Below are 16,941 nucleotides of genomic sequence, written 5' to 3'. Positions count from 1 at the left end.
CTTAATTATGACTATACAGTTACTTCTTTCTTAGCGGTTTGAGAAACCAATTTAACCAAGTCTAAGACACGGCAAGAATATCCCCATTCGTTATCGTACCATACCAAGACCTTCACTTGCTTCTCACTCATTACCATTGTAGATAGCCCATCCACGATGGAGGAGTGCTCGTTTCCATTAAAGTCGCTGGAGACCAAAGGTGCTTCGGTATATTCAATATACTTGCCCATTGGACCTTCAGAAGCCTCTTTTAGTACTCGGTTAACTTCATCAAGTGTGACTGATTTTTTTAGATTCACAACAAGGTCAACGATCGATACATTAGGAGTAGGTACACGCAAAGAAAGCCCATTTAACTTTCCTTGAAGGTGAGGAAGCACCTTACCAACAGCCTTGGCAGCTCCTGTTGTAGTTGGAATAATAGCTTGTGCACATGCGCGTGCCCGACGAAGATCTTTATGAGGATTATCCAAATTCTTCTGATCGTTTGTATAAGAATGGATTGTCGTCATCATTCCATATTCAATCCCAAACGCTTCATCCAGCACCTTAGCAACAGGAGCAAGACAATTCGTTGTGCAGGAAGCATTGGAGATAATGGTATGCTTATCATACTCAAAGTCTTGTTCATTAACACCCATCACAATCGTTACATCTTCATCTTTACCAGGAGCGGTGATTACTACTTTTTTCGCGCCAGCAGCAATATGCTTGCCTGCTCCTTCTTTATCTCTGAACTTTCCAGTGGCTTCTACAACCACTTCGACTCCAAGCTCTCCCCAAGGAAGCTTGCTTGGATCCCTGTCGCTTAAAAGCTTCGTTTCTTTTCCATTGACAATAATGGCATTATCCTTAACTTGTATATCGTCCGAAATCGTTCCGTGAATTGTGTCATACTTTATTAGATGGGCTAGGGTTTCTGCGGGGTAACTGGCATTAATCGCCACAACTTCAATAGTAGGATCTGAGATGGCCTTTCTAAATACCATTCTCCCAATACGTCCGAATCCGTTTATCCCAATTTTTGTTATCATAATCAGTTCCCCTTCCACATTGTAACACACTATTTATTATGCTTATTATATAAAGTATGTCACATTTATTCAATAAGTTATTGTAAAAAAAATTAATTCTGACTATTTATTTAGCCCCTTCAAAAAGAAAAAAGCACCTAAGGTTATAACCTTATAGTGCCTCAATTATATATATCCTGATACTTTCCATAAAAATATAACACCCGCTGAAGATAATGCCTAGTTTCTCCAAAAGGGATATCACTTAGATTTTGGTAGGACGCATCCCACGTACCTTCCCTTATCCATTTCTCCACATTGCCAGGTCCCGCATTGTATGCAGAAATAACAGCATAATGATTCCGATGAAATTTTCTTTCTAAGAATGCTAGATACCATGTACCAATGGTGATATTGACTTGAGGATCATCTAAAAAATCAAGGTACTCAGGAGGCAGCTGTGCTTGTTGAATGGCCCAGGCAGCCGTTTCAGGCATAATTTGCATTAATCCCGTAGCCCCTTTAGGAGACACGCGATTTTGTTTAAAATTGCTTTCAATCTGAATGATCGCGTAAACCAATTTAGGATCAACCTCATAGGCCTGTGTAGCCTGGTCCACGAACTCCTCATAATAAATGGGATACATGGCCTTCCAAAAGGCTTGGCTATTTAATAAATAAAACAATCCTAGAAGCAGAAGTAACAAAGTAAATTTCCGGTTTAGGCTTAATTCCATAGATTTCTTATTCCTTGCTTAGTTTTGTAAAAATGGCCTCTACCTGTGTACGCGTTTCTGCTAGGGAGCCGCTATTCTCTATAATGAAATCAGCTCTCTTTTTCTTTTCATCGATAGGCATCTGGGAGTCCATTTTCCGCCTTGCTTCCTCTCTAGAGATTTGATCTCTCTGCATCAATCGCTCGAGTTGCTGGTTAGGCGGGACATACACAACAATAACTGCCTCAACCGTTTGTTCCAATTGGGACTCAAATAACAGAGGGATATCCATAATGATTAATGGGGGATTAGCCTGCAGGGCTTCCTCCTTTTCTCGCTGCATTTGCTTACGTATTAAGGGGTGTAAAATCGAATTGAGTTCTTTTCTTTTTTCTTCGTTGTGAAAAATAATTGCTCCTAAAGCCTTGCGATCCAATTCCCCTTCTTGCGTGAGAATTTGCGGCCCGAAGCGATGAACCACCGCTTCGAGTCCTTCCTGACCAGGCTTTACTACGTCGCGTGCTACCTTATCTGCATCTATGATTACACAGCCTAGCTCCTTAAACATGCTTGCTACTGTGCTTTTCCCGCTAGCGATGCCTCCCGTCAATCCTATAATCATGGAACCTCCACCTTCTCATGTTTTACCATATCTTAACAATCCCAAATATAATCAATAATATGCCTGGAATAAAGGACATCCGTTGCAACCACTTTACATTTGAATAGATAAAACCGAGCCTTAAACCTAGCAAAATAAAAATGGTACATAAGAACGAAATGAGTATCGCCGTTAGCCATGGGGAATATCCCATCAGCGCTGCCCCGATTCCTGCTCCAAAACCGTCTAGGGATAAAGCTGTACCTAAAAAAGCGGCTTCAGTACCTGTAATCGTTCCAGATTTATCAAAGTCTGCAGCGGTCGGCTTTTTCAAGATTCGGATAACCAACCCAAGTGTTTTAATTTCTATATTCAGTACGGGTCGAGGGTCTTTTGTTTCAGCCTCTTCCTCTTCCACTGGTGTTTCTGCCGAACTTTCATCTTGTTTGGTCTCACGATTGAAATATAAGTTAATAATCGCCCAACACCCTATAGCGATTAATATAATGGCGCCGATCAAATTGGCTGTTTCCACACCTATAAATCCACCCAGGTATTTTCCCAGTTGCATAGAGAGCAAAACAAGTACAGCAGAACAACTCGTAATAATTAATATAGAGAGGATAGGAATCTTAATTCTCCGTAAACCATAACTAATGCCTACTCCAAAGCTATCTAGGCTGACTGCAAAGGCTAATGCTAATAGCGATAAATACTCCATCATCTGTCTTCCCCCTTATCACGGCTGCATATAACCATGATATGGGTGAAGAAAATAAGCTGTGCCTATGAATCTTTTGAAGGATTTTTTTGGCATTTAGGACAAAAGTGAGTTCCTCTCCCTCCCACGACTGTCTTGACAAGCTCCATGCCGCATCTCATGCACGGCTCTCCGTTTTTTCCATAAGCTTTAAGCTGTTGCTGAAACATCCCCATCTCACCTTGTCCATTTACATAGGACTTGATCGAGCTTCCTCCCAGCTGCACAGCTTCATCCAGCGTTTGAACAATCGCCTTGTGTAGCAGAGAAATTTTGGGGGCCGATAGCTGATCCGCTTCCGTTTCCGGATGAATCCTTGCTTCATAAAGTGCTTCATCTACATAGATATTCCCCAGTCCCACGAGAAATTCCTGATTAAGAAGAAGAGGCTTAATTTTGGTTTTTCTACCTTTTAGGATTTTCTTAAAAAGTTCAAGTGTAAATTGCGGATCAAGCGGTTCTGGCCCAAGCTTACTTAATGGAGGGTTGCGGTCTTCTTCCCCTTTAGGCCATATCTCCATGGTTCCGAACTGCCGAACATCGCGATATCTCAATTCTGTCCCGTCCGTAAAGTGAAAGATGACATGCGTATGTTTTTCTATTTCCTCATTTCGATCATAAAGCCCATAGCGGCCCTCCATACGCAGATGAGAAACCAAAACCATGTCCCCCAAGATGATCTTGAGGAACTTCCCTCTTCTTTCCACTGTCTCAATGGTTTGCCCCTCAAGAAGCAGAGAGAATTCTAATATTTCTTGGGGCTTTCGAATAATGCGAGGCAAAAACACGCTAACTGAACGTATCGTTTTTCCAGAGACCAGTGTTTTTAACGTTCGTCTTACTGTCTCTACCTCTGGAAGTTCAGGCATTCTTGACCATCCTCCTCATTATTTGGCTTCATACCAGGACTCTCCATAACTTACATCCGCAACCAATGGAACCTGAAGTTCTATTGCCTGTTCCATAATCTGCGGTACTAATTCTTTCATGATGTCTAGTTCTTCCTCGGGCACCTCAAATACCAATTCGTCATGTACTTGAAGAAGCATTCGACTCTGTAAACCTTTTTCCTTTAAGGCCTGTCCCATATGGACCATCGCTAACTTTATGATATCAGCAGCAGTCCCTTGGATCGGCGTATTCATGGCCGTGCGTTCAGCAAAGCTGCGTATATTAAAATTACTATGAGTAATCTCAGGCAAATATCTTCTGCGTTTGAGCAAGGTGGTCACGAAACCATCCTGTCTTGCCTTCATCACGATATCATCCATATATTGCTTTACCCCTGTGAAAACATCAAAATAACGCTCAATAAACATCGCTGCTTCTTTTCTTGTAATATTTAAATTCTGAGACAGTCCGTAATCGCTAATGCCATAAACAATACCGAAGTTGACCGCCTTGGCTTGTCTTCTCATTTCAGAAGTCACATCTTCTGCTTCAACTCCGAATACATCCATTGCTGTTTTCGTATGAATATCTGCACCTTGCAAAAACGCTTCTTTTAGGTTTTTATCATCAGCAATATGAGCTAGAACACGCAATTCAATTTGAGAATAGTCGGCCGCCAGGATAACCCAATTCTCTTTGGAGGGAATAAAGGCTTGTCTAATTTTCCGCCCTTCTTCTAACCGAATAGGAATGTTCTGGAGATTAGGTTCTGTACTGCTGAGTCTCCCCGTTGCAGTCGTTGCTTGGTTATAGGACGTGTGAATTTTCCCTGTTTGGGGATTAACCTCTTTAATCAGACCTTCAATATAGGTAGAATAAAGTTTCCCCAACTGTCTGAAATGAAGGATACTTGGAATGACAGGGTGCTGATCCTGCAGTTTTTCCAATACATCCGCACTTGTTGAATATCCGGTTTTCGTCTTTTTTACTACGGGTAGCTGAAGTTTATCGAAAAGGATTTCTCCTAGCTGTTTGGGTGAATTGATGTTAAACGATTCCCCGACAAGCTCATGAATTTCGTTCGTGAGCCGGTGCAGCTTTTCTTCTAGCTCCTTGCCCATCACAACCAATTGGTTTAAATCGACCTTGATGCCAGACAGCTCCATTTCAGCAAGCACGAGGGAAAGAGGCAATTCCAATTCAAAAAATAAGGAAGAAAGATCATCCTCTTTTATTTTCTTGCGTAAGGAATCTCCGCTAACTTGAATGGCCAAGGCTCTTCTCGCAATGATCTCAGCTAATTCTTCCTCAGAGGCTGAGGCGGTTTTAGCGGATTTTTTATTAAGAGAATCATCAGATGGAAGGGCCATGCCGCAAGCTCTTCGTGCTACCTCTTGCAAGCTAAAATCCGTTTCGGAGGGATTAAGCAAATACGAGGCTAATTTAATGTCAAATTCAATACTATTGAGCTCCAGCCCGTGCCATCGCAGAGCAACCACAGTCCGCTTGGCATCATGGACGATCTTAGGACTCTCTCCTCTAAGCCAGTTGTGCAGAGCTGGCCAATCTTGAATCATGGCGCTGGACACGTAGAACGTTCCGGACTTCCCTGTAACCCCCATCCCTACAATTGAACCTCTGTGATAATTTTCTTCATTTAACTCCAGATAAATAGCACAAGGCTCCTTGAAAGCCGGTTCAAAAGCTTGCCGGTTATCCGAAGTAATCACGGTAAACTCAAAATCCACATCAACTTCAGCAAGCTGTTCTTCTGCCTCTTCTTGTCGGCCAATCCGCTCCATTAGGGATTTGAACTCAAACTTTTTAAAGATATTCCAAACTTTATCCGTTTCATAACCTTCGTAAACTGTTGACTCGAGGTCAATATCGAGTGGGGCCGTTCTGAGAATGGTAGCTAATTCTTTACTTTTTAAGGCGTCCTCTTGGTGCTCCGCGATTTTTTCTTTTAGCTTTTTACCAGAAACTCCTTCTACGTTCGCCAGAACATTTTCTACCGATTGAAACTCATGCAGCAGCTTAAGGGCTGTTTTTTCACCTACTCCAGGTATCCCCGGGATATTATCCGAGGCGTCCCCCATCAACCCTTTTAAGTCAATGATCTGTTGAGGCTTTAGACCATATTTCTGCTCAATACTCTCAGGTGTGAACCATTCGACTTCACTAATTCCTTTTCTGGTGAGGGCAACATGAACGCGATCAGAAACAAGCTGAAGCATGTCTTTATCTCCTGTCACAATCACCGTGGACACCCCCTCCTCATCAGCTTGCTTGGTGAGTGTCCCGATGATATCGTCAGCTTCATACCCTTCTAATTCGTAACGGACGATTCCAAAAGCATCCAAGAGCTCCTTCATATAAGGAAACTGCTCAGAGAGCTCGCTGGGAGTTTTTTGTCTTCCTCCCTTGTAATCTTTATATTCTTGGTGTCGAAATACTACTTTTCCAGCATCGAAAGCCACAAGGAGATGACTCGGCTTTTGCTCATCCAATACCCTTAATAGCATGGTTGTAAACCCAAAAACAGCATTCGTGTGCATCCCGTTTGCATTACTCAACGGAGGCAATGCATAAAAAGCACGATTGGCTATACTGTTTCCATCAATGACCACGAGTTTCTTTTCCATTCTGGTTCCCCCCAGCTTTTTGTTCATTCCCTCATCTTAACATAGGTCAAGTAAGCTAGCAAAAACCAACTGCATGCCCTTTATTAGGCGTGCATAAACTTTATAAAAAAAACCTATCGGAGTAAATTCAAAGAAGCCAGACCGCTTATAAAGGAAGTTTTTTATGCTTTATCCAACTTAAACTTTTCTTCACGGATAAAAAAAATGAAACCATTTGCCCACTCATACCGTATATAGACGTGTGCAGCAAAAAATATAGAATTTGAAAGGAGTTATCTATAGATGGATGATAAGAATGTAGTTCAATACCCTAATCCTCAGAACCTTTCTAAAGGGGTTACTGGGATCGTAATCGTCGCTCTTGTAGTTATCTTAGCTTTTCAATCCTTTACCATCGTAGAAGCCGGTCATCGTGGAGTTGTACTTCAATTAGGAGCAGTACAGCCTAAAGTATTAAATGAAGGTTTGCACTTTAAAATTCCATTTATCCAAACTGTAGTACCTGTAGAAGTTCGTGTTCAGAAGACGGAGTCTGCTCAAGTATCAGCCTCCCGTGACCTTCAAACGGTTTCCACTACCATTGCGGTTAACTATCACTTATCTCCAGACGGAGTAAATAGCTTATTCCAACGTGTCGGCTTACAATTTCAGACCCGAATTGTAGATCCAGCCATTGGAGAAGCTCTGAAAGCCGTTACGGCTCAGTATACCGCTGAAGAATTAATTTCTAAGCGTTCTGAGGTTAGTGCGCAGGTAAAGCAAGTATTGGCTGACAGACTAACGCCATACAACATCATTCTTGATGAGATCAACATTACCACCTTCGAATTCAGTGAAGACTTTAACAGAGCCATTGAAGCCAAGCAAATTGCGGAACAACAAGCTCTAAAGTCTAAGCTTGACCTAGAAAGAATCAAGATTGAAAAAGAACAAGAAATTACAAGAGCTCAAGCACAAGCTGAAGCTCTAAGATTACAAAAACAAGAAGTTACACCTGAATTGATTCAACTTCGCCAAATTGAAGCACAGCTTCAAGCTATACAAAAATGGGATGGAAAAATGCCTAATGTTACAGGCGGAGCAACTCCATTTATAAATGTTGAGTAATAACGAGTCAAAATAGCAGCCAACGGCTGCTATTTTTTTGTATGTTAACGCGTTCCTTTATTATATGATAAAGTTAAAACTTATTTTATGAAGATCAATCGTCAGCTTTCCCTAATTCACGGGCTTATGCTAAAAATTTCCCAGGAAACTGTCGAAATGAAAGGAATGTTGGAGTTATAGATGAGCGAGAATCCAGAAAAAAATCTAGTCCATTACTTCAAGAACCTTAGTACCGGAAAAAAGCTTTTCTTTTCTCTTATCGTACTATATATCGTTGGCCGTATTGCTTATTTTACGTTTAAGTGGTTTCAGGGATAAACAAAAAAGTAGCGACCTCCAAAATCAGGTTATCGCTACTTTTTTTATTTTAGACTAAACGTTTAAGGACTTAATTTCACCAGTTTTCATATAAACGATCCATTCACAGATATTGGTCACATGATCTGCAATTCGTTCTAAATACTGCGCCACCAACAAAAGATGACTGCCTTGATGAATATTGGAGGTGTTGCTCATCACCGTAATCAAATCATCAAAAATAATCGTATACAGTTTATCTACCTCATCGTCTCGTTGCGCAATATGGATCGCGTCTTCTTGGTTCCCTGCAATATAGGCATTTAAAGCATCACGTACCATTTCTTTTACGATAGTCGCCATCTGAGGAATGTCGATCAGAGGCTTCATGTAGGGCTTATCCTTTAAGCGAATGGTTGTCTTCGCAATACTTGTCGCATAATCTCCCATACGCTCAAGGTCTGCAGAAATTTTTAACATGGTTCCAATTTTTCTAAGGTCAGAGCCTACAGGCTGTTGTAAGGCAATCGTCCGGAAGCAGCCTAGCTCAATCTCGAGTTCAAGGGCATTAATTACTTCATCTTGCTTAATTACATGACCTGCCAAAACTACATTTTGATCTACCAGTGACTTTACTGATTTTATTATATTCTCCTCTACCAATGTAGCCATAGATAGTAGAGTCCGGTGCAAATGCTCAAGATGTTCATCAAAAGACTGTCTTTTCACGAGTCCTCATCCCTTTGTACATTCAAGAATGTATAATTTTAGTTTTAATGATACACCCTTTTTGTTAAATCCAAATGGACCTATTGTTATCTTTTTGTTAAGGTTGTACTTTAGGCAGGATAATTGTAAAAGTACTCCCGTTTCCTTCTTCGCTGTCTACCATAATGGTTCCATGATGGGATTCAACTAAATGCTTGACAATAGCTAGTCCTAAGCCTGTACCTCCTGAGTTTCTTGCCCGTCCCTTATCTACTCGATAAAAACGTTCAAAAATCCGATGAATTTCCGCTTTAGGAATCCCAATCCCATTGTCTTTTACGGAAAGCTGAATAGACTCACCGAGATCTACGAGATTAACCTTAATCGTACCTTGCTCAGGGGTATAAGATATCGCATTATCAATAAGGTTCACTATAATCTGATGTAACCGATCTGGGTCTCCTTCAATGGTGAGCGCTCGAAAAGAAGGACAGATAAAATCTATACGCTTTTTTGAGATTTTGGCTTCTAAATTATGATAAATGACCTGAATTAATTCCCCCACATCTACTTCTGATAGGTGATGTGGAAGGCGTTTTTCGATCTTTGACAGATCCAGGATGTCGTTAATAAGACGATGCAATCGCTCACTTTCGGTATGGATAATTTCAAGAAATTGTCTGGAGATATCTTTATCTTCCATAGCCCCATCCAACAACGTTTCAGCGAAGCCTTTAATGGATGTGATCGGTGTTTTCAATTCGTGAGAAACATTGGCTACAAACTCGCTTCTCATCTTCTCCAACCTGCGAATGGCGGTGATATCGTGTAAAACAACCACAACTCCTTTTACCTCCCCATGGTCTGTTGTATAAGGAGCTAAATTTGCATCCACGATCTTTTCTTGAGGATAATAGATATGGACTTCGTCTCGGATCTTCTCCCCGGTTTGGAAGCAATGATCGATCAGTTGGCTTAGCCCGAAATTTAAGCCAGCCTCAATATGCAGTTTACCAATAAGCGTCTTTTCCGAATGGCCCAAGAATTCCTCGATGGCTGAATTTAAAAGAAGGATCCTTCGTGACTCGCCAATGAGAATAACCCCGCTGACCATATTATTGAGGACGCCAGACAATTTTTCTTCATTCTCTTTAATCTCTTTCATTTGTGATTCCAAGCTAGAAGCCATAAAATTAAGAGCGTAGGCCAATTGACCGATCTCCCCTACTCCCATATGATGTACTCTAGTATCAAACTTTTTCTGCGTAATTTTCCTCGCTACGGATGTGATCTCCACAATGGGCCTGGTAATGTGCCTCGATACGAGCAAGCTAACAATCACCGTGAGAAGTAGAGCAGCCCCCATTCCTAAAGCCAAGCTGTACCATAAGTTATGAACAAATTCATTAATGTCTACAATCGCTAAACCAAGCCTAACAATCCCTCTAGGATGGCCTTCAGAGAATCCAATCACATGAGCCACATAAATCATCTCGGTATTAATCGTGTGACTGAACCTTAAGGATTGGCCTCGGCCATTACTTAATGCTTCTCTAATCTCTGGCCTGTTCAAGTGGTTATCCATCCGATTGGCGCTTGCTTCTGAGTCAGCCAGGACGGTGCCATCCAAACCCACTATGGTGATTCTTGAATTGCCAGCTTCCGAAAAGCGGTTCACTAACCTTTGTAAATCAGTAGGAGCAAATGCTCTAACATCTTTATGTGTGTCAATAGAAGTTGCAATAATGTTCGCTTCTCTTGTCAATCTGTTAGCCAGCGTATCCACATACACCTTTTCCATTAACCCGGCTACATAAAAACCAACCAAGAAAAGAATAAGAGCCATGATGGAGATAATGATCGTGTTTAGACGAAAACTAAAGGATTGCATGGTTTCTACGCCTCAAATTTATACCCTAAACCACGAACAGTCTTAATGTGTTTAGGTTGTTTCGTGTCTTCTTCAATTTTTTCTCTCAAGTGTGAAATATGCACGTCGACGATCCTCGAATCGCCCACATAATCATAGTTCCAAACCGCATTCAGCAACTGATCTCTCGTCATCACCCTACCCTGATTCTTAGCTAGGTATAATAGGAGTTCAAATTCCTTTGGGGTTAACTCGAGCTTTTGATTATGAAACACAGCTTCGTATTTTTCCGGGAAAATTTGCAGGGGTCCCACCAGCAAAACCTGCTCTTCGCTTACTTCAGGAGGGGAGGAATGCTTTGTCCTTCTCATTATGGCACGAACTCTAGCGACGACTTCTCTTGGGCTAAATGGCTTAGTCATGTAGTCATCTGCACCAAGCTCCAACCCTAGAATTTTATCCAATTCTTCATCCTTCGCCGTAAGCATAAGAATAGGGGTATTATTTTTCTCCATCCTTAGGGTCTTACACACTTCCATCCCGTCCATGCCGGGCAACATGAGATCAAGGAGAATAAAGTCAGGAGATTCTTTTCTCGCTACTTCTAAGCCTTCTCTTCCATCCATAGCGGTTAACACGCTATATCCGGCCTTCTCCAAGTTAAACTTAAGCAAAGTGGAAATGGATAATTCATCTTCCACAACTAAGATTTTCTCCATAATGCACTCTCCCTAATGACGATATTGTTCTAACTCTTGTACCCCTTCTTCAAACAGTTGAAGAGATTGTTCTAATAGTTGATCTCCAGCATCTCGATACTTAACATCAAGAAAATCATAGTACTTAAAAAGCTGATCATATGCCTCAATTCGCTGGGTCAGCGATAACACTAACTTTTCTCTAATAGGTTCCATTTCACTTGGAATTTGAGCTCTAATGAAGTCATCCTTTATAGCTTTGCTAATGGAAACACCATTTATGATGGTATTTTGGGCTTTAGTTTTCTTCTCACCCTCTTTGTCCACTCTTTCTCTAATTTCAGCCAACACTTTTTGTCCGTTTTCGGCTTCTACGGCGGCTTTATCCACCATATCTATAAAAGCATGCTTGTATTGCTCTACTTCTTCCGGTGAGGCTTGAAATAAGCTACACCCGGTTAATAAAGTTAACATGATAAAAAACAAAAAAACCATCTTCTGCTTGTCCCTCATAATAAGCCTCCTATCTATATACTTTTTAATGATATCATAAATTTTATGTTGAAAATGTTAACCTATTGTTAAGAAATTTACATAGAAAAAGCCCAGGAATCATTTTCCTGGGCTTTTCTATTCGATTTAGCGTAAAATCGCCATTACGTTTCTTACAGAATCAGCCGACTTATCAAGAGCCGCTTTTTCTTGCTCTGTCAACTCAAGCTCGATTACTTTTTCGATGCCATCTCCGCCTAGAACGGTAGGCACACCGAGATAAATATCGCGGTAGCCATACTCTCCCTCTAACAAGGCGATAGATGGAAGAATGCGTTTCTTATCCTTAAGAATAGCTTCCGCCATTTGGACAAGAGAAGCAGCTGGTGCGTAGTAAGCACTCCCGTTACCTAGTAGGTTAACGATCTCACCGCCGCCTTTACGCGTTCGCTCAACAATTGCCTCTAGGCGATCAGCTGGAATCAGCTTTTCCAGAGGTATTCCACCCGCATAGGAGTATCTCACAAGTGGAACCATATCGTCTCCATGTCCACCAAGAACGAAACCAGAAACATCTTCAACTGAAACGTTTAGCTCTTGAGCTACAAACGTGTTGAAACGAGCCGTATCTAGCACGCCGGATTGCCCAATTATCCGATTCTTTGGGAATCCTGTGGTTTTAAAACATACATAAGTCATAGCATCAACAGGGTTGCTTAATACGATGATATAGCTGTTTGGAGCGTATTTTGCTACATTTTCTGAAACGGACTTCATGATGCCTGCATTGGTGTTAACTAAGTCATCACGGCTCATTCCAGGCTTGCGTGCAATACCCGCAGTAATAATAACCATATCAGCATCTTGGATGTCTTCGTAGTTGGATGTGCCGATAATATTGGAATCAAAGCCTTGTACAGGGCTTGCCTCCAACATATCTAATGCTTTTCCTTTCGTAGGGTTTTCTAGTTGAGGGATATCCACAAGCACAACATCTCCTAGCTCTTTTTGAGCTAACATCAGAGCAGTTGTTGCTCCAGTAAAACCTGCACCTACAACAGCAATTTTTCTACGTTTGAAAGCCATCCTTTAATTCCCCCCGCTCATGGTTATGTTATTGCATGTTCTTGATTAATTCGTCTCCGAATTCGGAAGTCTTTAACTCGTTTGCACCTTCCATTAAACGAGCAAAGTCATAGGTAACTTGCTTGCTTGCGATAGTCTTCTCAATAGAATTTATGATAAGATCCGCAGCTTCAGTCCACCCTAAATGACGAAGCATCATTTCACCAGATAAAATAACAGAGGATGGGTTTACTTTATCTAAACCTGCATACTTCGGAGCTGTTCCATGGGTAGCTTCAAAGATAGCATGTCCAGTTACATAGTTGATGTTAGCTCCTGGAGCAATTCCGATTCCGCCTACTTGAGCAGCAAGAGCGTCAGAAATATAGTCACCGTTTAGGTTCATTGTAGCTACAACATCGTATTCAGCTGGACGAGTAAGAATTTGTTGCAAGAAAGCATCTGCAATTACATCTTTAACGATGATCTTTCCAGCAGCTTCTGCATCAGCCTGAGCTTTATTTGCAGCTTCTGTACCTTGCTCGTCTTTAATACGATCGTATTGAGCCCAAGTAAATACCTTATCCCCAAACTCAGCTTCCGCTAATGCATATCCATAGCTCTTGAAGGCACCTTCAGTAAACTTCATGATGTTACCTTTATGAACTAAAGTTAAGCTCTTACGGTTGTTATCGATTGCGTATTGTAGAGCTGCGCGTACAAGACGCTCCGTTCCTTCTTTAGAAATTGGCTTGATTCCAATTCCAGAAGTTTCAGGGAAGCGAATTTTCTTTACGCCCATTTCATTTTGCAAGAAAGCCAACAACTTCTTTACTTCTTCTGTTCCATCTGCCCACTCTACGCCAGCATAGATATCTTCAGTGTTTTCACGGAAAATAACCATGTCTGTAAGTTCAGGACGCTTAACAGGAGAAGGAACTCCTTCAAAGTATTGAACAGGACGTACGCAAGCATATAAGTCCAATTCTTGGCGCAGAGCTACGTTGATTGAGCGAATTCCGCCGCCAACTGGTGTGGTTAAAGGTCCTTTAATAGCAACCAAATATTCAGTAATAGCTGTTAATGTATCTTGTGGAAGCCACTCACCGTAAGTATCGAATGCCTTCTCACCAGCAAACACTTCATACCATGCAATTTTCTTTTCGCCGTTGTAGGCTTTTTCTACAGCTGCATCAAGAACGCGAACGGAAGCATTCCAGATATCAGGACCAGTTCCATCTCCCTCGATAAAAGGAATGATTGGATTGTTTGGAACGTTTAACTTACCATTTTCAACAGTAATTTTCTCTCCACTTACGGGCATCTCATAGCGTTGGAATAATGACACCTTTACCCCTCCTAGTTATGTATACTTATTTTTAAAGCATATGAAAGCACTGTATCCAAGTGAATACTTAGATCCAATGGCTTTTTCGGATGTAAGGTCTTTTATCTCTTATACATCTCCGGCACCAAGGGTTGTCCACATATGGCACCCTATCTATGGTAAACCGAAGTCGAACAAAAATCAATGTTTACGCAAAGAAATGAATAGTAATTCAATATCGATAAAGTATCCTTCATAATTATAGAATAATTCCATACTTTTGTGAATGTCTTATCTAAAAAATTGACTAAATAGATCCATTAACTTGATGCAATAGGCTGCAAGTCCAGCTGCAATGAGGGGCCCTACCGGAATTCCTTTAAAAAGGGATACAGCTAATATAGTTCCAGCTACGATTGCAGTGGTTATGGTTGGATTATTTTTCAATAATTCTATGCCTGGTATCGGTATAATTGCAGCAATAATTCCCGCGGAAAGAGCCATAATTCCAACCGGAGACTTTACAGATTGCCACAATTCCTGAAACCCAATGGCTCCCGTGGCAATAGGAACCAAGACGGCCACCATTAAAATCGTTACTCCCCATTGTATTCCGTATTTTTGCAGGGGTGGAAAAATCCATTTATCTACATGCAAAAGGCGTGCAGCCATCAAGATAAGAGCAGCGATGACAATAGATGGATTTTTGCCTACGAGCCCTACTATTAACAAAATGCCCAAAAGGAGATAGGGTTGAATGGCTTGCATGGAAGCTACCACTTCTCCTCCCCTAAAATTATTAGCCAAATATTGCTTTTTCAGCCTTTTTTATCATAACCTAAGGATAGAAAAAAGAAAAAGACTTCAATCTTCCATTTTTGGACAAAATGGGTATTGGAAGTAGAAAGGGGCTTTGATATGGAATATAACTGGAAAACGACAGTTTTCCAACTTATACGGTTTTTAATTGTAATTCTGGTCCTTGTAGCTGTGTATTATTTATTGAAATTTTCAATACCTTTACTATACCCTTTTATTATTGGACTAATTATTGCTTTAATAATTAACCGACCAGTCAATATGATAGAAAAACGCACTCCTCTACCACGGTGGGCAGCTGTTGTTATCATGTTATTGTTACTGATTGTTATCGTGCTCGGTGCGTTTACCTTACTTATTACTCAAGTGGTTATTGAGATTACTCACCTAATTGCCTTGATGCCCATTTACATACAAGATGCCACCGATTATGTGAACAAATTCATAACACAAGAAATCATTACAAATTTCTACGATAACCTTCATTATTTTTATCATTCACTCGATCAAGGATACCAGACAAAAATAGAAGAAAACATTGGGCTTGGACTTACGAAAATTGCTGGCGCTGGAACTTACTTAGTCAATTCCCTTCTTAGCGGAATTCAAGCTTTTCTAACCTCATTGCCGAATGCAGCAACCGTTCTTGTGATTTCCTTATTGGGAGCATTTTTTATAAGCAAAGATTTCTATAGCATGAAGCAGAAAACGGCGAGCCTGCTTCCTAATCTTTTCAAGGACAGACTTTCTATTGTTCTAGGCGATCTAAGAAAAGCTTTATTTGGTTTTGTGAAAGCACAGATTACGCTGGTGAGTATCACAGGATTTATTGTCGTGATTGGTCTTATCATCTTGAGAGTGGAATACGCCTTTACCATTGGAATGATTACGGGGATTTTAGACCTTTTACCATTGCTTGGAACAGGATTTGTTTTTGTACCTTGGATTATTTATCTATTCATTAAGGGAAACTTCAGTTTAGTGATTGGATTATCGATCCTTTATGGGGTTGTCATTGTCCAAAGACAAATTATGGAGCCTAAAATCGTAGCGGAGAATATAGGATTGGATCCATTAGTTACCCTTATCTCATTATTTGTAGGATTACAGCTGCTCGGTGTTGTGGGATTAATTGTTGGACCTGTTTCAGTCGTTGTCATAAGTGCGCTGATCAATGCGCATGTATTTGAAGATATATGGAAATTTATTAAAGGAGTCTGAGCTGCCAGACTCCTTTTTTTCTTATCGATTATCCCATCGCATCTGTTGAGCCTTTAACCAGAAGCTGTCATGAATATTATTCACATCAGGGATATTGTCTACTTGCGTTGTATTGTAGGGCGAATTGTATTCTGTATCTAATGTTCTTGTTCCTTCTGCATAACCGCACGCTGTCAGACTTCCCAATAACAGGATAAAGGAACAAAATCTCAGCATTTTTTTGTCACCTCCTCATTCTAGTTTGCATTAGAAAGGCAGGGACTATATTGCTGATTTATTCCATGTTCTCTAGCAGTAGCTGATGCAGTTCCGGCATTTTGGTCTTTAAGTTAAGAGGTCTTAATTCGGGTGAAGCAAAAACATGCTGGCTCAAACCTTCTGCTAATAATTGTCCGTCTGCTTGCCTTTTCACCTCATACTGAAAAGTAATTCTAACCCCCTTCATTTCCGCAAGAGAGGTTTGAATGATCACCTGATCATCATACTTAGCCGCTTGTTTGTACTTGCACTGTACATCAAGTACAGGGAGCAACACGCCCATTTGCTCTAGTTGCGAGTAGGACAAGCCTATTTCACGAATCCAATCCGTTCGGCCAATTTCAAACCAAACCAAATAATTGGCATGATAAACCACTCCCATTTGATCTGTTTCTTGATACCTCACCCTAATTTTCGATTCAACCACCTTTGGCATGTTAACCACTCCCTTTA

The 16,941-nt window shown here is 40.9% G+C and carries 17 protein-coding genes; 2 read left to right on the top strand and 15 right to left on the bottom strand.

Features of this window, described 5'->3' with window-relative positions; genetic code table 11:
* Positions 1 to 11: 11 nt before the first annotated feature.
* From EIZ58_RS07105 to polA, 6 genes are all read right to left on the bottom strand, one after another.
* Positions 12 to 1,034, bottom strand: coding sequence for a glyceraldehyde-3-phosphate dehydrogenase (locus EIZ58_RS07105; RefSeq protein ID WP_134699914.1), 1,023 nt, complete (start codon positions 1,032 to 1,034; stop codon positions 12 to 14).
* 161 nt (positions 1,035 to 1,195) lie between these two features.
* Complete coding sequence (locus tag EIZ58_RS07100; RefSeq protein ID WP_134699913.1) at positions 1,196 to 1,750, bottom strand: lytic transglycosylase domain-containing protein; 555 nt, start codon at positions 1,748 to 1,750, stop codon at positions 1,196 to 1,198.
* A 7-nt stretch (positions 1,751 to 1,757) separates the two neighbouring features.
* A complete protein-coding gene (coaE, locus tag EIZ58_RS07095) occupies positions 1,758 to 2,351 on the bottom strand; it encodes a dephospho-CoA kinase (RefSeq protein WP_134699912.1) in 594 nt (197 codons plus the stop codon).
* Positions 2,352 to 2,373: 22 nt separating this feature from the next.
* Positions 2,374 to 3,054 (bottom strand): sporulation membrane protein YtaF, encoded by a 681-nt coding sequence (ytaF, locus tag EIZ58_RS07090; protein WP_134699911.1) that lies wholly within the window; start codon positions 3,052 to 3,054, stop codon positions 2,374 to 2,376.
* A 62-nt stretch (positions 3,055 to 3,116) separates the two neighbouring features.
* Complete coding sequence (gene mutM, locus EIZ58_RS07085) at positions 3,117 to 3,959, bottom strand: DNA-formamidopyrimidine glycosylase (RefSeq protein ID WP_134699910.1); 843 nt, start codon at positions 3,957 to 3,959, stop codon at positions 3,117 to 3,119.
* 18 nt (positions 3,960 to 3,977) lie between these two features.
* Complete coding sequence (polA, locus tag EIZ58_RS07080; RefSeq protein ID WP_134699909.1) at positions 3,978 to 6,626, bottom strand: DNA polymerase I; 2,649 nt, start codon at positions 6,624 to 6,626, stop codon at positions 3,978 to 3,980.
* A 282-nt stretch (positions 6,627 to 6,908) separates the two neighbouring features.
* On the opposite strand from polA, the gene EIZ58_RS07075 reads away from it, so the two are divergent.
* Positions 6,909 to 7,733 carry a prohibitin family protein gene (locus EIZ58_RS07075; RefSeq protein ID WP_134699908.1) on the top strand — a complete coding sequence of 275 codons (825 nt, stop codon included), beginning with the start codon at positions 6,909 to 6,911 and terminating at the stop codon, positions 7,731 to 7,733.
* Between the two features lie 372 nt (positions 7,734 to 8,105).
* On the opposite strand, the gene phoU is transcribed toward EIZ58_RS07075, so the two are convergent.
* The 7 genes from phoU to EIZ58_RS07040 all read right to left on the bottom strand — a co-directional run bounded on the left by phoU (position 8,106) and on the right by EIZ58_RS07040 (position 14,958).
* Positions 8,106 to 8,759, bottom strand: coding sequence for a phosphate signaling complex protein PhoU (phoU, locus tag EIZ58_RS07070; protein WP_134699907.1), 654 nt, complete (start codon positions 8,757 to 8,759; stop codon positions 8,106 to 8,108).
* A gap of 97 nt (positions 8,760 to 8,856) precedes the next feature.
* Positions 8,857 to 10,629: a two-component system histidine kinase PnpS gene (pnpS, locus tag EIZ58_RS07065; RefSeq protein ID WP_134699906.1), complete on the bottom strand. Its 1,773-nt coding sequence runs from the start codon at positions 10,627 to 10,629 to the stop codon at positions 8,857 to 8,859.
* 5 nt (positions 10,630 to 10,634) lie between these two features.
* A complete protein-coding gene (locus EIZ58_RS07060; RefSeq protein WP_305033901.1) occupies positions 10,635 to 11,327 on the bottom strand; it encodes a response regulator transcription factor in 693 nt (230 codons plus the stop codon).
* Between the two features lie 12 nt (positions 11,328 to 11,339).
* Positions 11,340 to 11,819 carry a hypothetical protein gene (locus EIZ58_RS07055; protein WP_134699904.1) on the bottom strand — a complete coding sequence of 160 codons (480 nt, stop codon included), beginning with the start codon at positions 11,817 to 11,819 and terminating at the stop codon, positions 11,340 to 11,342.
* Between the two features lie 126 nt (positions 11,820 to 11,945).
* Positions 11,946 to 12,884, bottom strand: coding sequence for a malate dehydrogenase (mdh, locus tag EIZ58_RS07050; RefSeq protein ID WP_134699903.1), 939 nt, complete (start codon positions 12,882 to 12,884; stop codon positions 11,946 to 11,948).
* A 28-nt stretch (positions 12,885 to 12,912) separates the two neighbouring features.
* Positions 12,913 to 14,187 (bottom strand): NADP-dependent isocitrate dehydrogenase, encoded by a 1,275-nt coding sequence (gene icd / locus EIZ58_RS07045; protein WP_134700934.1) that lies wholly within the window; start codon positions 14,185 to 14,187, stop codon positions 12,913 to 12,915.
* A gap of 294 nt (positions 14,188 to 14,481) precedes the next feature.
* Entirely contained in the window at positions 14,482 to 14,958 is a 477-nt protein-coding gene (locus EIZ58_RS07040) for a DUF441 domain-containing protein (protein ID WP_134700933.1), read from the bottom strand.
* 150 nt (positions 14,959 to 15,108) lie between these two features.
* Here EIZ58_RS07040 and ytvI point away from each other — a divergent pair, with 150 nt between their 5' ends.
* Positions 15,109 to 16,230, top strand: a complete 1,122-nt coding sequence (gene ytvI / locus EIZ58_RS07035) for a sporulation integral membrane protein YtvI (RefSeq protein ID WP_134699902.1) — start codon at positions 15,109 to 15,111, stop codon at positions 16,228 to 16,230.
* Positions 16,231 to 16,251: 21 nt separating this feature from the next.
* Here ytvI and EIZ58_RS07030 read toward each other — a convergent pair whose 3' ends face one another.
* Entirely contained in the window at positions 16,252 to 16,446 is a 195-nt protein-coding gene (locus EIZ58_RS07030) for a hypothetical protein (RefSeq protein ID WP_134699901.1), read from the bottom strand.
* Positions 16,447 to 16,504: 58 nt separating this feature from the next.
* Positions 16,505 to 16,924: an acyl-CoA thioesterase gene (locus EIZ58_RS07025; protein WP_134699900.1), complete on the bottom strand. Its 420-nt coding sequence runs from the start codon at positions 16,922 to 16,924 to the stop codon at positions 16,505 to 16,507.
* Positions 16,925 to 16,941 lie beyond the last annotated feature (17 nt).

Origin of the sequence: Ammoniphilus sp. YIM 78166, assembly GCF_004522215.1 — a bacterium.
In the GTDB taxonomy this organism is placed as follows: domain Bacteria; phylum Bacillota; class Bacilli; order Aneurinibacillales; family RAOX-1; genus YIM-78166.
This window is presented reverse-complemented; position numbering and strand designations above follow the sequence as displayed.

Bases quoted from the DNA above. Each gene is read 5' to 3' on its own strand.
- EIZ58_RS07060 (WP_305033901.1), bottom strand. From the start codon at position 11,327: ATGGAGAAAATCTTAGTTGTGGAAGATGAATTATCCATTTCCACTTTG.
- EIZ58_RS07100 (WP_134699913.1), bottom strand. From the start codon at position 1,750: ATGGAATTAAGCCTAAACCGGAAATTTACTTTGTTACTTCTGCTTCTA.
- mdh (WP_134699903.1), bottom strand. From the start codon at position 12,884: ATGGCTTTCAAACGTAGAAAAATTGCTGTTGTAGGTGCAGGTTTTACT.
- EIZ58_RS07075 (WP_134699908.1), top strand. From the start codon at position 6,909: ATGGATGATAAGAATGTAGTTCAATACCCTAATCCTCAGAACCTTTCT.
- polA (WP_134699909.1), bottom strand. From the start codon at position 6,626: ATGGAAAAGAAACTCGTGGTCATTGATGGAAACAGTATAGCCAATCGT.
- EIZ58_RS07055 (WP_134699904.1), bottom strand. From the start codon at position 11,819: ATGAGGGACAAGCAGAAGATGGTTTTTTTGTTTTTTATCATGTTAACT.
- pnpS (WP_134699906.1), bottom strand. From the start codon at position 10,629: ATGCAATCCTTTAGTTTTCGTCTAAACACGATCATTATCTCCATCATG.
- mutM (WP_134699910.1), bottom strand. From the start codon at position 3,959: ATGCCTGAACTTCCAGAGGTAGAGACAGTAAGACGAACGTTAAAAACA.
- EIZ58_RS07025 (WP_134699900.1), bottom strand. From the start codon at position 16,924: ATGCCAAAGGTGGTTGAATCGAAAATTAGGGTGAGGTATCAAGAAACA.
- ytvI (WP_134699902.1), top strand. From the start codon at position 15,109: ATGGAATATAACTGGAAAACGACAGTTTTCCAACTTATACGGTTTTTA.
- EIZ58_RS07105 (WP_134699914.1), bottom strand. From the start codon at position 1,034: ATGATAACAAAAATTGGGATAAACGGATTCGGACGTATTGGGAGAATG.
- icd (WP_134700934.1), bottom strand. From the start codon at position 14,187: ATGCCCGTAAGTGGAGAGAAAATTACTGTTGAAAATGGTAAGTTAAAC.
- EIZ58_RS07030 (WP_134699901.1), bottom strand. From the start codon at position 16,446: ATGCTGAGATTTTGTTCCTTTATCCTGTTATTGGGAAGTCTGACAGCG.
- ytaF (WP_134699911.1), bottom strand. From the start codon at position 3,054: ATGATGGAGTATTTATCGCTATTAGCATTAGCCTTTGCAGTCAGCCTA.
- EIZ58_RS07040 (WP_134700933.1), bottom strand. From the start codon at position 14,958: ATGCAAGCCATTCAACCCTATCTCCTTTTGGGCATTTTGTTAATAGTA.
- coaE (WP_134699912.1), bottom strand. From the start codon at position 2,351: ATGATTATAGGATTGACGGGAGGCATCGCTAGCGGGAAAAGCACAGTA.